This window comes from Escherichia sp. WS1368 (genome assembly GCF_046487485.1).
Lineage (GTDB): Bacteria > Pseudomonadota > Gammaproteobacteria > Enterobacterales > Enterobacteriaceae > Escherichia > Escherichia coli.
This window is the reverse complement of the sequence record NZ_JBJQJI010000014.1, coordinates 44,535-59,315: the sequence shown is the minus strand read 5'-3', so window position 1 is coordinate 59,315 and position 14,781 is coordinate 44,535. Positions and strand designations below refer to the sequence as shown.

At 46.9% G+C, this 14,781-nt stretch carries 15 protein-coding genes; 6 read left to right on the top strand and 9 right to left on the bottom strand.

The window, feature by feature from the left end:
* Positions 1-11: 11 nt before the first annotated feature.
* From ACJHYD_RS19590 to sad, 4 genes are all read right to left on the bottom strand, one after another.
* Entirely contained in the window at positions 12-1,430 is a 1,419-nt protein-coding gene (locus ACJHYD_RS19590; protein WP_001551135.1) for a diguanylate cyclase, read from the bottom strand.
* Positions 1,431-1,568: 138 nt separating this feature from the next.
* Complete coding sequence (locus tag ACJHYD_RS19585; RefSeq protein ID WP_001551136.1) at positions 1,569-1,928, bottom strand: DUF4186 domain-containing protein; 360 nt, start codon at positions 1,926-1,928, stop codon at positions 1,569-1,571.
* The gene (glsB, locus tag ACJHYD_RS19580; protein ID WP_000257409.1) at positions 1,928-2,854 is read right to left on the bottom strand and encodes a glutaminase B; all 927 of its coding nucleotides are present in this window, start codon (positions 2,852-2,854) and stop codon (positions 1,928-1,930) included. The genes ACJHYD_RS19585 and glsB overlap by 1 nt, the downstream gene beginning before the upstream one ends.
* A gap of 63 nt (positions 2,855-2,917) precedes the next feature.
* Complete coding sequence (sad, locus tag ACJHYD_RS19575; RefSeq protein ID WP_001551137.1) at positions 2,918-4,306, bottom strand: succinate-semialdehyde dehydrogenase; 1,389 nt, start codon at positions 4,304-4,306, stop codon at positions 2,918-2,920.
* Between the two features lie 100 nt (positions 4,307-4,406).
* Here sad and ptrR point away from each other — a divergent pair, with 100 nt between their 5' ends.
* The 3 genes from ptrR to ydeA all read left to right on the top strand — a co-directional run bounded on the left by ptrR (position 4,407) and on the right by ydeA (position 7,821).
* A complete protein-coding gene (gene ptrR / locus ACJHYD_RS19570; protein ID WP_001551138.1) occupies positions 4,407-5,288 on the top strand; it encodes a putrescine utilization regulator PtrR in 882 nt (293 codons plus the stop codon).
* A gap of 77 nt (positions 5,289-5,365) precedes the next feature.
* Positions 5,366-6,481, top strand: a complete 1,116-nt coding sequence (gene yneK / locus ACJHYD_RS19565) for a putative protein YneK (RefSeq protein WP_001563847.1) — start codon at positions 5,366-5,368, stop codon at positions 6,479-6,481.
* 149 nt (positions 6,482-6,630) lie between these two features.
* A complete protein-coding gene (gene ydeA, locus ACJHYD_RS19560) occupies positions 6,631-7,821 on the top strand; it encodes an L-arabinose MFS transporter (RefSeq protein WP_000210785.1) in 1,191 nt (396 codons plus the stop codon).
* Positions 7,822-7,845: 24 nt separating this feature from the next.
* Here the strand turns inward: ydeA and marC are convergent, their stop codons facing one another.
* A complete protein-coding gene (gene marC, locus ACJHYD_RS19555; RefSeq protein WP_000885033.1) occupies positions 7,846-8,511 on the bottom strand; it encodes an NAAT family transporter MarC in 666 nt (221 codons plus the stop codon).
* Between the two features lie 211 nt (positions 8,512-8,722).
* Here marC and marR point away from each other — a divergent pair, with 211 nt between their 5' ends.
* From marR to marB, 3 genes are read left to right on the top strand one after another with little or no spacing between them, the layout of a single operon-like run.
* A complete protein-coding gene (gene marR, locus ACJHYD_RS19550) occupies positions 8,723-9,157 on the top strand; it encodes a multiple antibiotic resistance transcriptional regulator MarR (RefSeq protein WP_000843422.1) in 435 nt (144 codons plus the stop codon).
* A gap of 20 nt (positions 9,158-9,177) precedes the next feature.
* The gene (gene marA / locus ACJHYD_RS19545) at positions 9,178-9,561 is read left to right on the top strand and encodes an MDR efflux pump AcrAB transcriptional activator MarA (RefSeq protein ID WP_000091199.1); all 384 of its coding nucleotides are present in this window, start codon (positions 9,178-9,180) and stop codon (positions 9,559-9,561) included.
* A 31-nt stretch (positions 9,562-9,592) separates the two neighbouring features.
* Positions 9,593-9,811 carry a multiple antibiotic resistance protein MarB gene (gene marB / locus ACJHYD_RS19540; protein ID WP_000803518.1) on the top strand — a complete coding sequence of 73 codons (219 nt, stop codon included), beginning with the start codon at positions 9,593-9,595 and terminating at the stop codon, positions 9,809-9,811.
* 56 nt (positions 9,812-9,867) lie between these two features.
* Here marB and ACJHYD_RS19535 read toward each other — a convergent pair whose 3' ends face one another.
* The 4 genes from ACJHYD_RS19535 to ACJHYD_RS19520 are packed head-to-tail and all read right to left on the bottom strand — an operon-like array spanning position 9,868 to position 14,722.
* A complete protein-coding gene (locus ACJHYD_RS19535; RefSeq protein ID WP_000012603.1) occupies positions 9,868-11,307 on the bottom strand; it encodes a 6-phospho-beta-glucosidase in 1,440 nt (479 codons plus the stop codon).
* 24 nt (positions 11,308-11,331) lie between these two features.
* Positions 11,332-13,005: a carbohydrate porin gene (locus tag ACJHYD_RS19530; RefSeq protein ID WP_001022717.1), complete on the bottom strand. Its 1,674-nt coding sequence runs from the start codon at positions 13,003-13,005 to the stop codon at positions 11,332-11,334.
* A gap of 55 nt (positions 13,006-13,060) precedes the next feature.
* The gene (locus ACJHYD_RS19525; RefSeq protein ID WP_001314746.1) at positions 13,061-13,372 is read right to left on the bottom strand and encodes a PTS lactose/cellobiose transporter subunit IIA; all 312 of its coding nucleotides are present in this window, start codon (positions 13,370-13,372) and stop codon (positions 13,061-13,063) included.
* Between the two features lie 27 nt (positions 13,373-13,399).
* Complete coding sequence (locus tag ACJHYD_RS19520) at positions 13,400-14,722, bottom strand: PTS sugar transporter subunit IIC (RefSeq protein ID WP_001551140.1); 1,323 nt, start codon at positions 14,720-14,722, stop codon at positions 13,400-13,402.
* Positions 14,723-14,781: the final 59 nt, after the last annotated feature.

Below are 14,781 nucleotides of genomic sequence, written 5' to 3'. Positions count from 1 at the left end.
GAATAAAGATGTCAGACAACTTCCTCACCGTAACGCATAGTGCTGGTACGGTTGCGCCCATCTTTCTTCGAGCGATACAGACACGTATCGGCTTCGACCATCAATTTATTAAAATCATCGGTCAGCGTTCGGTACGATGCGCGACCACTACCGACGCCAATACTTACCGTGAGATAAAGCGTTTTTTGTTGCCAGGTGAATGGTTGCAGTTCAACGCCTTTACGGATTTTTTCCGCCATTAGCAGACCATCGACAGGATTCACCGACGGCACTGCAACAGCAAATTCTTCGCCGCCCATGCGCGCCACCAGCCCCTTATCACCGACAATCTTCTGAATATGCCGGGCAAACACGCTTAACACTTTATCGCCACATTTATGTCCATAGTTATCGTTAATACTTTTGAAATAGTCGATATCAAGCAGCATGACAGTCAGATGTTGTGTCTGTTTCAGCGATGGACTTTTCAGCGCCTCATAAAGACCGGACCGTGAGTAAACCTGAGTCAGAAAATCAAAGTCGGCTCGCAGCGCAACTTGCTTCATTAGCGAATTGATCGCTGCCACGCTAAAAGAAACCATAATTGGGCATATCGCCATCGTGGCAATACCGAGACGTGCGGAGAACATTTCCGGAATGGAGAACGGCGAACCGACCGAGATATCAATCACCGAATTAGCCACCAGTACGATTTCCACTGCACCGGTAACAAAGGTCAACAGACATGTTACCTGCGGCGTATAGCGCACTGCACACCAGATTAATGCAGGCAGCGGGAACGCCAGACTCCCCGCTCCGCCAATGACTACCGAGGCAATAACCGACACAATAAGCGCGATGGCGGGCATCATCTGTTCTGCTTTAAAGCGCGGCAGCACTCCAGGAATTGCCAACGTCAGCATACAAGGCACGATCAACACGCCCGTTGAGAATTGCTCACTGAACCAGTCCGCAAGCAAAGGCCAGAAATCCAGACTATCAATACTGACCGAACCAATCGCCCCGACAATAGCGCATAATAATGCGGCAATCAGACAGTAATTAAATAGCCGTAAGGCACTTACTGGCTCATACTTATTTTTCCCCAGACGCTTATCCCGCACGACCAGTAAGGCGACGGTAACAATAAACATCATATTGGAGAAATTGATAGCCAGTGAAACCAGTCCCCATTCGGTGGTTATGGCATCATAAACCAGCATCGCCACATAACTGATCGCATAGTAATGCAGTCGATTAAGCCAGACATAGCGGGCAAACACCCCCGCCATTACGCCATTCAGCGGCCAGAAAAGAGAAAGTTCGTGAACCAGCCGTAACTCTGCACCAATAAAATAGAACAGCGTGGTTAGCGCAAAAATAGCGATGCTATTACGTAGCAGATGACCTTCCTGGAACAAACGGAAAGTTGAAATGGGGTGTACATGCATTAATTATCTGTCCATACAATTGCGGGTGGCAATTATCTCAACGTAATAAGTAAATTCTCATAAAGGATAGCATGTTCGCTGACAGCGGCGGCAAATAAAGGTACCCTAGGAATGCTATTTTATCGTTTTCCGCAATTATCATGGCTGATTCATCTGTATAACCAGCCAGTGATAGATTACCGCCACGATATAACGTTGTTGTTGCTCGCTTAACGAAACACCCTGCGGAATGTTATGCCACTTAGCCAGACAACAGCGACAACAGGTTGCAGTGGCGTGCTGAGCGATAAACACCGGATGCCCGCGCATGGGGGTTTGCTTACCGTCATTAGCCGGTAATGCCGGAGCAAGACGTTTAGCGACAAAATCCGCCGCATGTTGTTCGATGACTGGCGCACCTTTATCCAGACAATACTGACGCTCTTTCATGCCCAAACGAAAGCGAGATCGAAATTTTGAACGGGATAAACGCGCGAAGAGTGGATCGAGAGACTGCATTAATAAACCGAACGCCCTAACTGTTTCGTCAATTGTTCAAGGACGGCAATGCCCGCAAGCGAGTTACCAGCATCATCCAGTTCCGGACTCCAGACTGCGATGGCCATTTCATGCGGAACAATCGCCACAATACCGCCACCAACGCCAGATTTCGCCGGTAGTCCCACCCGCCAGGCAAACTCCCCCGCGTTCTGGTACATACCACTGGTCGCCATCAGCGCGTTAATTTGCCGTGCCTGCATTGGCGTCACCACAGGTTCATCAATATGAATAGCTTTCCCCTGATTAGCCAGAAAGACAAACGTCCGGGCCAGCTCTACACAGCTCATTTTCAGAGCGCAGTAATGAAAGTAGTTTTGCAGAACGGTTGTCACGTCATGATGGAAATTGCCAAACGACTTCATCAGCCAGGCGATAGCCGCATTTCGCGCGGAATGTTCAAATTCGGAACGCGCTACCACCGTATCGTAGGAAATATCAGACACACCGCTTAAGCCGCGCACGACTTCCAGCATACGTTGCCGTGGTGCGCTTAATCGCCCTTGCAACATATCGCAGACCACCAGCGCACCGGCATTAATAAACGGATTGCGCGGAATACCCTGCTCCATTTCCAGTTGCACTAAAGAATTGAACGGTGATCCAGACGGATCTTTGCCGACGCGTTGCCAGATTTCCTCTTCGGAGTAATGACGCATGGCGACAACGAGACTCAGCACTTTGGAAATAGACTGAATGGAAAAACGTTCTTGCGCGTCTCCGGCCTGAAAAAGCTGTCCGTCAACGGTACAGATAGCAATGCCCAATCGGGAACCGTCTACCGTAGCCAGCGCCGGAATATAATCCGCGACTTTACCCTGACCAATGAGCGGCCGCACTTGCCGCAAGATGTTTTCTAAAATTGCATTATCCATGGCGACTGCCACTTTCTACTCCTGGACCGCAGGTCTGAAAAGACCTGCGAGTATATCAGAGCTAAATATGTCGCGTCAGATCCGGTCTTTCCACACCGTCTGGATATTACAGAATTCGTGTAAGCCGAAATGGGAAAGCTCACGACCAAAGCCACTCTTTTTCACGCCACCAAAGGCCACTCGCGCGTCGCTGGCACAATAACCATTGATAAACACCCCACCGCATTCCAGACGTGCCGCCATCTGTCTGGCCCGTGTTTCGTCGGTGGTAAAAATGGTCGCTGAAAGGCCGAACTCACTATCATTAGCCAGTTCCAGTGCATGTTCTGCATCTTTCGCAATGGTGATTGCCGCAACGGGGCCAAACATTTCTTCCCGAAATGCGGTCATTTCTGGGGTAACATTCGCCAGAACCGTTGGCGGATAGTAGTTACCTGCCCCAGCCATCTTTTCCCCGCCCAGTAACAAATGCGCACCCTGCGCCAGGGTTTTCTCCACCTGATGATGCAGCTCATCACGTAAATCAAAACGAGCCATTGGTCCGAGAGTGTTCTCTTCGTCACGGGGATCGCCCATTTTCAAGGCTGCCGCAGCTGCCACAAAACGTTCGGTAAATGCCGAAGCAATTCCCTCTTCGATGATAAAACGTTTTGCCGCTGCACAAACCTGTCCGGTATTCTGATAACGTCCGGCTACCGCCGCTTTCACCGCCAGTTCCAGATCGGCATCGTTAAGCACAATAAACGGATCCGAACCGCCCAGTTCCAGTACGCATTTTTTCAGTGCCGCTCCAGCCTGTGCGCCAATAGCCGCTCCAGCACGAACACTTCCGGTCACCGTGATAGCAGCAATGCGCGAGTCTTTAATCATCTGACTGACACCGTCGTTGTCGGCATTCAGCCAGCCATATACGCCTTGTGGGATACCCGCATCTTTAAACACCTGGGCAATGAGCTGTGCACAGCCCATCACATTCGGCGCATGTTTAAGTAAGTAGCCGTTACCTGCAAGAATGATGGGAACAGCGCCACGCATCACCTGCCATAACGGAAAATTCCACGGCATAATCGCCAGAATCGTCCCCAACGGTCGATACTCAATAACCGCCTGCTGATTTTCCACCAGCGTAGGTTCCGCCTTCAGCATTGCCGGACCATGTTCTGCATACCAGTCACACAAATTCGCCGATTTCGCCACTTCAGCGCGCGCCTGGTTGATTGGTTTGCCCATTTCGCTGGTGATCATTTGCGCCATTTCTTCGCTACGAGCGCGCAGAGCCTTACCGATATCACGCAGTTTTTCAGCACGATAATCTATATTTGTCTCGCGCCAGTCACGAAAGCCTGCTGCCGCCAGCTGAAGTGCGTTTTCGATATCATCAGCGCCAGCCCACGGCAACACAGAAAGTTGTTCACCCGTGGCAGGATTTATCGAAATTGCATGAGTTGCCGGAGTAATGGTCATCGGGGTATCTCCTTTATGAGTCATGGTATGAAGATACGCAGATTTACTCTTGCTTTAAAATGAATAATATTAAGCCACTTATTCACGAATCGAGAATGTTATGGATCTGACCCAACTGGAGATGTTCAACGCGGTTGCCGAAGCTGGCAGCATTACGCAGGCTGCAGCAATAGTGCATCGCGTGCCGTCGAATCTCACTACCCGTCTACGCCAGCTGGAAACAGAACTGGGGGTAGATCTGTTTATTCGCGAGAATCAGCGTTTACGTCTCTCTCCTGCCGGGCATAACTTTTTACGCTATAGCCAACAAATTCTCGCGTTAGTGGATGAAGCGCGGAGCGTTGTCGCTGGCGATGAGCCGCAAGGTTTATTTTCTCTGGGTTCGCTGGAAAGCACCGCAGCAGTTCGCATTCCGGCCACGCTGGCGGAATTCAACCGTCGTTATCCCAAAATTCAGTTTTCACTTTCCACCGGCCCTTCCGGCACTATGCTGGAAGGAGTGCTGGAGGGAAAACTGAATGCGGCATTTATTGATGGGCCCATTAACCATACTGCCATTGACGGGATACCGGTATACCGCGAGGAGCTGATGATCGTCACGCCACAAGGTCATGCGCCAGTAATCCGCGCCAGTCAGGTTAACGGCAGTAACATTTATGCCTTCCGCGCCAATTGTTCGTATCGTCGCCACTTCGAGAGCTGGTTTCATGCTGACGGTGCCGCTCCGGGAACTATTCACGAGATGGAGTCGTATCACGGGATGTTGGCCTGTGTGGTCGCAGGAGCAGGCATTGCGCTTATTCCACGCTCTATGCTGGAAAGTATGCCGGGGCATCACCAGGTTGAAGCGTGGCCGTTAGCTGAGCAATGGCGTTGGTTAACAACCTGGCTGGTCTGGCGTCGTGGTGCGAAAACGCTTCCGCTTGAGGCATTTATTCAACTACTGGATGTTCCTGACTCGGCAAAACAGGGTTACCAATGAGCTATTTTTGATAGTTCTTGCAGCTCAAATGCCCTATATAGTGATGTTCCGATGACTTATGACTATATGGGGCAAATATGGTTACGCCAGTAAGCATCAGCAATTACATATCTCTTCCTGATAATTTTCCCGCTCGTAATATTGCACCTCAGGTAAAAGAAGTTTTAAAGGATTTTATTGATGCACTCAGTACCATAATATGTGATGAAGAGTGGCGCACGTTTTTAAACATCAACTCAGCCACAAAAAAGATATTTAACAACCTTGATAACTTATCATATATTCAGAGGACTTCTTTTCGGGGTAACGACACACTATACAATGAAAAGGTTCAGTTTAAACTCACTTATCCCGTCAAGAATGGAAGACACAAAGAAAATATTGAATTTCAGGTAGTAATAAATTTAAGCCCTATTTATTTAGATAATTTTCGCCATGATGGAGAAATTAATATTTTTTGCGCTCCCAACCCAAAGCCTGTCACTATGGGGCGCGTATTTCAGACCGGCGTCGAGCGTGTGCTCTTTCTGTTTCTGAATGATTTTATTGAACAATTTCCAATGATCAACCCTGGTGTTCCTATCAAAAGAGCGCATACGCCACATATTGAACCCCTGCATCCGGATCACCATACCGCTGCAGATTACTTACGCCAGTTTGATTTGCTTGTCCTGAATTTTATCTCTCGCGGTAATTTTGTCATACTCCCCCGATTATGGAATAACTCTGAGGTTCACAGATGGTTCGGGAATAAAGAACCTAACTTGCTCACCGCTATTCTCGACATAACGGACAGCGAATTAAAAGAGGATTTATTGCAAAGTCTGATGGATTCACTAGGTTCTAACAAACATGTACTACCCGAAGTCTGCATCTGCTTTTTATCCCTTTTAGCAGAACAAGATTTTCCACATTTTCAGGACTTGTTTTTATTTTTCGCCAATATGTTATTGCACTATCACCAATTTATGAATCCCAATGAAAGTGATTTGATTGACGTGTTGATGCCAGCATCATTAAGTGATGATAAAATTATCAAACATATGGCGCGCAAGACCCTCAAACTTTTTGTAAAAAATGAAACGCCGCCAAAAGTTACTCATGAAGACCTGGTGAAAAACAGGCCTCGCTCCCCTGTCAGACCACCTATACCCGCAACCTCCAAAACGCCAGACCTCCCTGAACGTCATTAAACCGTGATGTGACCGACTCTCTGACGCGTGAACGAATCAGCGTCAGAGAAACGGAAAACGCGATCCAGATCACAAATGCATTGTATTCACATCATTAACCGTTTTAAGATCATTTCATCACTTTTTCGCAACTCACCCGATAATCTGTTATGACAACAAACACTGTTTCCCGCAAAGTGGCGTGGCTACGGGTCGTTACGCTGGCAGTCGCCGCCTTCATCTTCAACACCACCGAATTTGTCCCAGTTGGCCTGCTCTCTGACATTGCGCAAAGTTTTCACATGCAAACCGCTCAGGTCGGCATTATGTTGACCATTTACGCATGGGTAGTAGCGCTAATGTCATTGCCTTTTATGTTAATGACCAGCCAGGTTGAACGGCGCAAATTACTGATCTGCCTGTTTGTGGTGTTTATTGCCAGCCACGTACTGTCGTTTTTATCGTGGAGTTTTACCGTTCTGGTGATCAGTCGCATTGGTGTGGCTTTTGCACATGCGATTTTCTGGTCGATTACGGCGTCTCTGGCGATCCGTATGGCTCCGGCCGGGAAGCGAGCACAGGCATTGAGTTTAATTGCCACCGGTACTGCACTGGCGATGGTATTAGGTTTACCTCTCGGGCGCATTGTGGGGCAGTATTTTGGCTGGCGAATGACCTTCTTCGCGATTGGTATCGGGGCGTTTATTACCCTTTTGTGCCTGATTAAGTTACTTCCCTTGCTGCCCAGTGAGCATTCCGGTTCATTGAAAAGCCTCCCGCTATTGTTCCGCCGCCCGGCATTAATGAGCATTTATTTGTTAACTGTGGTGGTTGTCACCGCCCATTACACGGCATACAGCTATATCGAGCCTTTTGTGCAAAACATTGCGGGATTCAGCGCCAACTTTGCCACGGCATTACTGTTATTACTCGGTGGTGCGGGCATTATTGGCAGCGTGATTTTCGGTAAACTGGGTAATCAGTATGCGTCTGCGTTGGTGAGTACGGCGATTGCGTTGTTGCTGGTGTGCCTCGCACTGCTGCTACCTGCGGCGAACAGTGAAATACACCTCGGGGTGCTAAGTATTTTCTGGGGGATCGCGATGATGATCATCGGGCTTGGTATGCAGGTTAAAGTGCTGGCGCTGGCACCAGATGCCACCGACGTCGCGATGGCGCTATTCTCCGGGATATTTAATATTGGAATCGGCGCGGGTGCGTTGGTAGGTAATCAGGTCAGTCTGCACTGGTCAATGTCGATGATTGGTTATGTGGGCGCGGTGCCTGCTTTTGCCGCGTTAATATGGTCAATCATCATTTTCCGCCGCTGGCCAGTGACACTCGAAGAACAGACGCAATAGTTGAAAGGCCCATTCGGGCCTTTTTTAGTGGTACGTTTTAATGATTTCCAGGATGCCGTTAATAATAAACTGCACCCCCATACATACCAGCAGGAATCCCATCAGACGGGAGATCGCTTCAATGCCCCCCTTACCCACCAGCCGCATAATTGCGCCAGAGCTGCGTAGACTTCCCCACAAAATAACCGCCACCAGGAAAAAGATCAGCGGCGGCGCAACCATCAGTACCCAATCAGCAAAGGTTGAACTCTGACGCACTGTGGACGCCGAGCTAATAATCATCGCTATGGTTCCCGGACCGGCGGTACTTGGCATTGCCAGTGGTACAAAAGCAATATTGGCGCTGGGTTCATCTTCCAGCTCTTCCGACTTGCTTTTCGCTTCCGGTGAATCAATTGCTTTCTGTTGCGGAAAGAGCATCCGAAAACCGATAAACGCGACGATTAAGCCGCCTGCAATTCGCAGACCGGGAATCGAAATGCCAAATGTATCCATCACCAGTTGCCCGGCGTAATACGCCACCATCATGATGGCAAAGACGTACACCGAGGCCATCAACGACTGACGATTACGTTCGGCACTGTTCATGTTGCCTGCCAGGCCAAGAAATAACGCGACAGTTGTTAATGGGTTAGCTAACGGTAGTAACACCACCAGCCCCAGGCCAATTGCTTTAAATAAATCTAACATTGGTGGTTGTTATCCTGTGTATCTGGGTTATCAGCGAAAAGTATAAGGGGTAAACAACGATAAAGTGTCACTCTTTAGCTAGCCTTGCATCGCACTGACCAAAACTTGAACCGATTTAGCAAAACGTGGCATCGGTCAATTCATTCATTTGACTTATACTTGCCTGGGCAATATTATCCCCTGCAACTAATTACTTGCCAGGGCAACTAATGTGAAAAGTACCAGCGATCTGTTCAATGAAATTATTCCATTGGGTCGCTTAATCCATATGGTTAATCAGAAGAAAGATCGCCTGCTTAACGAGTATCTGTCTCCGCTGGATATTACCGCGGCACAGTTTAAGGTGCTCTGCTCTATCCGCTGCGCGGCGTGTATTACTCCGGTTGAACTGAAAAGAGTGTTATCGGTCGACCTGGGGGCGCTGACCCGTATGCTGGATCGCCTGGTCTGTAAAGGCTGGGTGGAAAGGTTGCCGAACCCGAATGACAAGCGCGGCGTACTGGTAAAACTTACCACCAGCGGCGCGGCAATATGTGAACAATGCCATCAATTAGTTGGCCAGGACCTGCATCAAGAATTAACAAAAAACCTGACGGCGGACGAAGTGGCAACACTTGAGCATTTGCTTAAGAAAGTCCTGCCGTAAACAAAAAAAGAGGTATGACGATGTCCAGACGCAATACTGACGCTATTACCATTCATAGCATTTTGGACTGGATCGAGGACAACCTGGAATCGCCACTGTCACTGGAGAAAGTGTCAGAGCGTTCGGGTTACTCTAAATGGCACCTGCAACGGATGTTTAAAAAAGAAACCGGTCATTCATTAGGCCAATACATCCGCAGCCGTAAGATGACGGAAATCGCGCAAAAGCTGAAGGAAAGTAACGAGCCGATACTCTATCTGGCAGAACGATATGGCTTCGAGTCGCAACAAACTCTGACCCGAACCTTCAAAAATTACTTTGATGTTCCGCCACATAAATACCGGATGACCAATATGCAGGGCGAATCGCGCTTTTTACATCCATTAAATCATTACAACAGCTAGTTGATAACGTGACAACGTCACTGAGGCAATCATGAAACCACTTTTATCCGCAATAGCAGCTGCGTTTATTCTCTTTTCCACGCAGGGCATTGCGGAACAAACCACGCAGCCGGTTGTTACTTCCTGTGCCAATGTCGTGGTTGTTCCCCCATCGCAGGAACAACCACCGTTTGATTTAAATCACATGGGTACTGGCAGTGATAAGTCGGATGCGCTCGGCGTGCCCTATTATAATCAACACGCTATGTAGTTATTGTCAGGCTCTGATCACAGAGCCTGATATCTCCGTAATATCTTCCTGAAGTCTCAAATATTTTCGCCATTGTTGGCGATGAGATCCCTATACCAGTAAAACGACGCTTTACGTATCCGTTCCAGGGTTCCCTTCCCTTCGTTGTCTTTATCGACGTAAATCATTCCGTAGCGCTTTTTCATTTCCCCTGTTCCGGCAGAAACCAGGTCAATACAGCCCCATGGGGTGTAGCCAATTAAGTCAACACCATCTTCGACTACGGCTTTTTTCATTTCCCGAATATGGGAAGCAAAGTAATCAATGCGATAGTGATCGTTCACCGTGCCGTCAGCTTGTCTCTGGTCAACCGCACCAAATCCATTTTCGACAATAAACAGCGGCAACTGGAAATGATCCCAGAACCAGTTGAGTGAATAACGTAGCCCTGCCGGATCAATTTGCCATCCCCATTCGGATGTATCGATATAAGGGTTGCTGACCAAATCTCGTGGTTCAACATAATTCAGTTGCGGGTTATCTGGCGAAAATTGCGTAGTAAAAGACATGTAGTAGCTAAAGCCGATAAAGTCGACACAACCTCTGGCAAGAATCGCATTATCTTCTGGTGTGATATCGAGGTTGAATCCTTTCCTGGCAAAGTAATTCAGCATATGTTGCGGATAATATCCACGCGCATGAACATCAGTAAACCAGTAACGACGATGCATCGCTTTCGTGGCCATCATCATATCGTTGGGTGCACAAGTCAGAGGATAGATGGGGCACATGGCGATCATACAGCCGATATTAAATTCAGGATTGATCGATTTACCAGTCTGTACTGCCAGGGCACTGGCAACTAACTCGTAATGTACCGCCTGGTACATTATTTGTTCGCGCTCATTGATATCTTCCTCTGGCGAATACAAGATACCGGAATTAGTAAACGGACACAGGCTTTCGCTGAAATTCACCTGATTATTGATTTCGTTAAACGTCATCCAGTACTTTACTTTTTCTTTATAGCGCGTGAAGACCGTTGATGCGAAGCGGATGAAAAAGTCGATCAGTTTACGGTTTCGCCAGCCACCATATTTTGTCACCAGATGATAAGGCATCTCAAAATGCGAAAGCGTCACCACAGGTTCCATTCCCTGCTTCAGGCATTCATCGAACAGATCATCATAAAATTTTAAACCCTCTTCATTCGGCTCCTGTTCGTCACCTTGCGGAAAGATTCGTGTCCAGGCAATGGAAGTTCGAAAGCATTTGAATCCCATCTCGGCAAATAACTGAATATCTGTTTTATAGCGATGATAAAAATCAATTGCTTCATGATTGGGATAATTAAGTCCGTCGATAACGCCTTCTGTCACTTCACGCGGCACACCGTGAGCGCCAGCAGTCATCACATCAGCGATACTGATGCCTTTTCCTCCTTCATTCCAGCCACCTTCCAACTGATGCGCGGCTACCGCGCCGCCCCATAAAAAACCTTTTTTAAATCCTGACATACACAACTCCTTAACTAAAATAGATTACCACCAGACTTCCGCCTGGATGCCGGCCATAAACTCGTCTTTGCTGTTCTCATTAAACTTAAAATTCGATAATTCGTTATCCAGAATATTGATATACGTTCCATAGAAGCGAATTTCTGGTCGTGAACCTAAAATGCTTTCACCCACTTTCAATGCATGCCAGAGTGTCGTTTTATAAGCCGATTCATTTAGTGTTACACCCTGCTGTGTTTTGTTCTGTTGCTTAAACCAGCCTAATTCAAGCCCCGTCTGATTCCATGTATTCCAGATCCAGGCCGGTCTTACTACGGTGCGAATACTGTCAAAATCACTATGAGCGCCACTTTCATAACTATAAACATCTTCGCCATGAGAATAGACAAGCGCGTTAGCCATAATAATATTGTCAGTAAGATACATCTCGCCCTGAGAGATTAAACGCCAGGCGATCCCATTGGTATGGTCACCATAGTAATAGCGACCATGCGCCATCGTGTTACTGGCATCTGAGAAACTGGCAAAACTGCTGGCATAGGAATTATTGGCAACCTGTAACGTAAATTCATTAAACGTATCGCGTTGCAGGTTTTGCCGTAAAACAGAAGTCAGCATCCAGCTATCTTTCATTTCAAAATAACTGTCGTCATTTTCATTATCTTGTTGTTGATCCGTTTTATTTGGTGCGGAATATTTAGCCATTAATGATAATGTTGCATCATCCCATAACGGGATATTGCGATAACGAACATCCACAGAATTGGTATTCATCTGACTGGTACGCGTAAAATCACGAGAGTAAACATCGACATCATCACGGCTTAAGGACATATCAAACAGCCCTACACCAAGTGCCCAGTTTTCAATCCCCACACCCGCAGCGACATCCGTGGTTAAGGTTTTCCAGTCCAGCATTTGGATCTCATATTGCGGGAGTTTATGTTTGCCTACCCAGAAGTCTGCCTCTGGCGCGAAGGGTAAAAAACCTCGCGTTGTCAGATAAATATCACTGAACTGCATGATATTTTCATTGGCACTGTCACCAAACCAGGCATCGTTATACTGCTCACCTACGTTGCCATCATAGGTAACGACCGCATTTGCCGTTTTACCGTCCTGATTATAAACACGCTGATTTAAGGTTAAGTCAAACCAACCGCTCATCTCGTTACCAAAACGTCCCAGAGAACCCGCTGCATAAGTTTGTGGTGAGCCATGATTTCCGGTACCCCAGCCTGAGCGGAAGTACCCCTGATAGCTGAACCCAATATCATCCTTTATATATTTACTGATATCTTTCAGGGTCACGCTTTCGATAGTGGTTTTGTCGCCTTTACTTTCAATAACGGCAACTTGCTGCGATCCATTTATAGTATGCGCTGCGGCAGACGAGTTCTGTTCACCGTTTTCATTTTTGATGTTATCAGCGACGGGAGATGTCGCTGATATTTCAGCAAGTGAGGCTGATTTGTATTTATTTTCCGTAATACTTTTTTGTAAGGTCGAAAGTCGGGATTTATATACCCCCAGTTCATTCTGTGTTGCTCTCAGCTCTTGTTTATTTTGCGACAATTCATTTTCAAGCAGTTCAAGGCGCTGCTCAATGGTTAATTTTGTTGCCAACGCGTTCAACGGAAACAATGCTGTAATAATAGAAAAAGACAAAAGGCTGACGTTAATCGTCTTTATATTCATGACTTATCCTTAAGAGTGTAATAATTTCCTCCAGCTATCGCACTGGAGGAAAAAATCAGGCATGGAGCTCTTTTCTTAATGAAATAATTTCCCTGGCTAAATCCTGGCATAATATTGCATTCATCAAATGATCCTGTGCATGAACCAGAATTAAATTAACTTCTATTTTGCCACAACCTTCATCCTGACTAATTAACGCGGTCTGAATCTTATGTGCCTGAAGACAGGCTAATTCCGAACTGGCCATTAGCTGAGTTGCGCCCTGCCAGTCTTTTTGCCCGGCACAACGTATGGCTTCCATCGCATCAGAACGTGCCTGTCCCGCGTTGATCAGTAACTCCATAACAAGTTCTTCATCTGCAAACATCAACATCTCCTTCCTGTGTAAATGGGATTATCCGTTAGTTGTCATGTTATTGACCTTGTTGGCGGCAATAACAAAAGGTAAATAGATCATTGTCGCCACACCTAAACATAAAAAACCCACCAGTAACGCCAACCAGTTTCCCCCGGTTCCGAGGAAAGCAATTAAAGGTCCGGGCGTAGTCCAGGGCACGGCATAAGCAACCGGTGGAATAATTTCCATCGAAACAAAGAAGTAACCAATGGCACAGTTAACAATGGGAACCAGAATAAACGGCACCATCATGATGGGGTTAAGTACAATAGGAAGGCCGAACATTATCGGTTCATTGATATTGAAAATACCGGGGATAAACGACATTTTTGCCAGATCACGGTATTCCGCACGCTTAGACGCGATAAAAATAGCCAACAATAACCCCAACGTCATACCTGAACCGCCGCAGTTGGCGAATGCATCATTAATAGAAGTCCAGGTAATCGGATATGGCGCGCCCCAGGTAGTGCCGTGTTGAGCGGCCCAGGAGAGATTCTCCAGATTAGCCTCAGAAAAAACAGTTTCTCGAATTGCCGAGGTGGTATTAGGTCCGTGGATCCCCAGCACCCACAGGAAATTACCCACAGCCCCCAGGATAATTACCGCAAAGATATTCGTTCCCATATGTTTGAGCGGCGTCTGGATTAATGTGTAAATGAGATCGTTTAATCCTGCCGGGGATATCAGTGTCAGGCAATAATTAAGTGCGGAAAAGAACACCATGACAAAAAATATTGGCAATAAAACTTTAAATGAACGCGATACCGCAGGAGGTACAGCTGCCGGCATCGTTATGGTGATTTTTGGGTTTCGAGCTAAGCGACAAAATATTTCACTGGTGATTAATGCAACGATAACAGCAACAAACACCCCCTGTGCGCCGAGATATTTGGTCGTCAGGAATGCTTGCCCATCTATCATCTGATATGGCGTATAAACAATAAAAAATGCTCCTATTGCCGTTAATCCGCATAAAAGATCATCTTGCTCATAGCTAATCGCCATATTTCTGGCGACCAGGAAAGCAATCATAATTGACATGATATTTACAGAGCCATTCATTACCGGAGTAAAAATAGCTTGTGCTTTTTCAAGGTTGGGGAAAACGCGGTTCAGATGCAGCAGCCCGGCAATAAAGCCGTCGGGCGATAATATGGCAAAGTTAATTAATATAATTAATGAGCTTGCCATGATAATTGGAAACGTAAAAACGAATCCATCTCTCACCGCTGCAACATGTTTTTGTGAGTTTAACTTGATAGCAACTGGAACAAGAAAACGTTCCATTCCACGTTCGAATGAGGTCATTAATCCCATTTTTTATACCTGTTGTTCTGGATATTTATACATCCCAATAAAGCATGTATGCCATATCC

What these genes read in the sequence shown, in the direction of transcription:
- ydeA (WP_000210785.1), top strand. Translation starts at nt 6,631, where the DNA reads ATGACAACAAACACTGTTTCCCGCAAAGTGGCGTGGCTACGGGTCGTT.
- yneK (WP_001563847.1), top strand. Translation starts at nt 5,366, where the DNA reads ATGGTTACGCCAGTAAGCATCAGCAATTACATATCTCTTCCTGATAAT.
- ACJHYD_RS19520 (WP_001551140.1), bottom strand. Translation starts at nt 14,722, where the DNA reads ATGGGATTAATGACCTCATTCGAACGTGGAATGGAACGTTTTCTTGTT.
- ACJHYD_RS19585 (WP_001551136.1), bottom strand. Translation starts at nt 1,928, where the DNA reads ATGCAGTCTCTCGATCCACTCTTCGCGCGTTTATCCCGTTCAAAATTT.
- ACJHYD_RS19525 (WP_001314746.1), bottom strand. Translation starts at nt 13,372, where the DNA reads ATGTTTGCAGATGAAGAACTTGTTATGGAGTTACTGATCAACGCGGGA.
- sad (WP_001551137.1), bottom strand. Translation starts at nt 4,306, where the DNA reads ATGACCATTACTCCGGCAACTCATGCAATTTCGATAAATCCTGCCACG.
- marB (WP_000803518.1), top strand. Translation starts at nt 9,593, where the DNA reads ATGAAACCACTTTTATCCGCAATAGCAGCTGCGTTTATTCTCTTTTCC.
- marA (WP_000091199.1), top strand. Translation starts at nt 9,178, where the DNA reads ATGTCCAGACGCAATACTGACGCTATTACCATTCATAGCATTTTGGAC.
- ACJHYD_RS19530 (WP_001022717.1), bottom strand. Translation starts at nt 13,005, where the DNA reads ATGAATATAAAGACGATTAACGTCAGCCTTTTGTCTTTTTCTATTATT.
- ptrR (WP_001551138.1), top strand. Translation starts at nt 4,407, where the DNA reads ATGGATCTGACCCAACTGGAGATGTTCAACGCGGTTGCCGAAGCTGGC.
- marC (WP_000885033.1), bottom strand. Translation starts at nt 8,511, where the DNA reads ATGTTAGATTTATTTAAAGCAATTGGCCTGGGGCTGGTGGTGTTACTA.
- ACJHYD_RS19590 (WP_001551135.1), bottom strand. Translation starts at nt 1,430, where the DNA reads ATGCATGTACACCCCATTTCAACTTTCCGTTTGTTCCAGGAAGGTCAT.
- ACJHYD_RS19535 (WP_000012603.1), bottom strand. Translation starts at nt 11,307, where the DNA reads ATGTCAGGATTTAAAAAAGGTTTTTTATGGGGCGGCGCGGTAGCCGCG.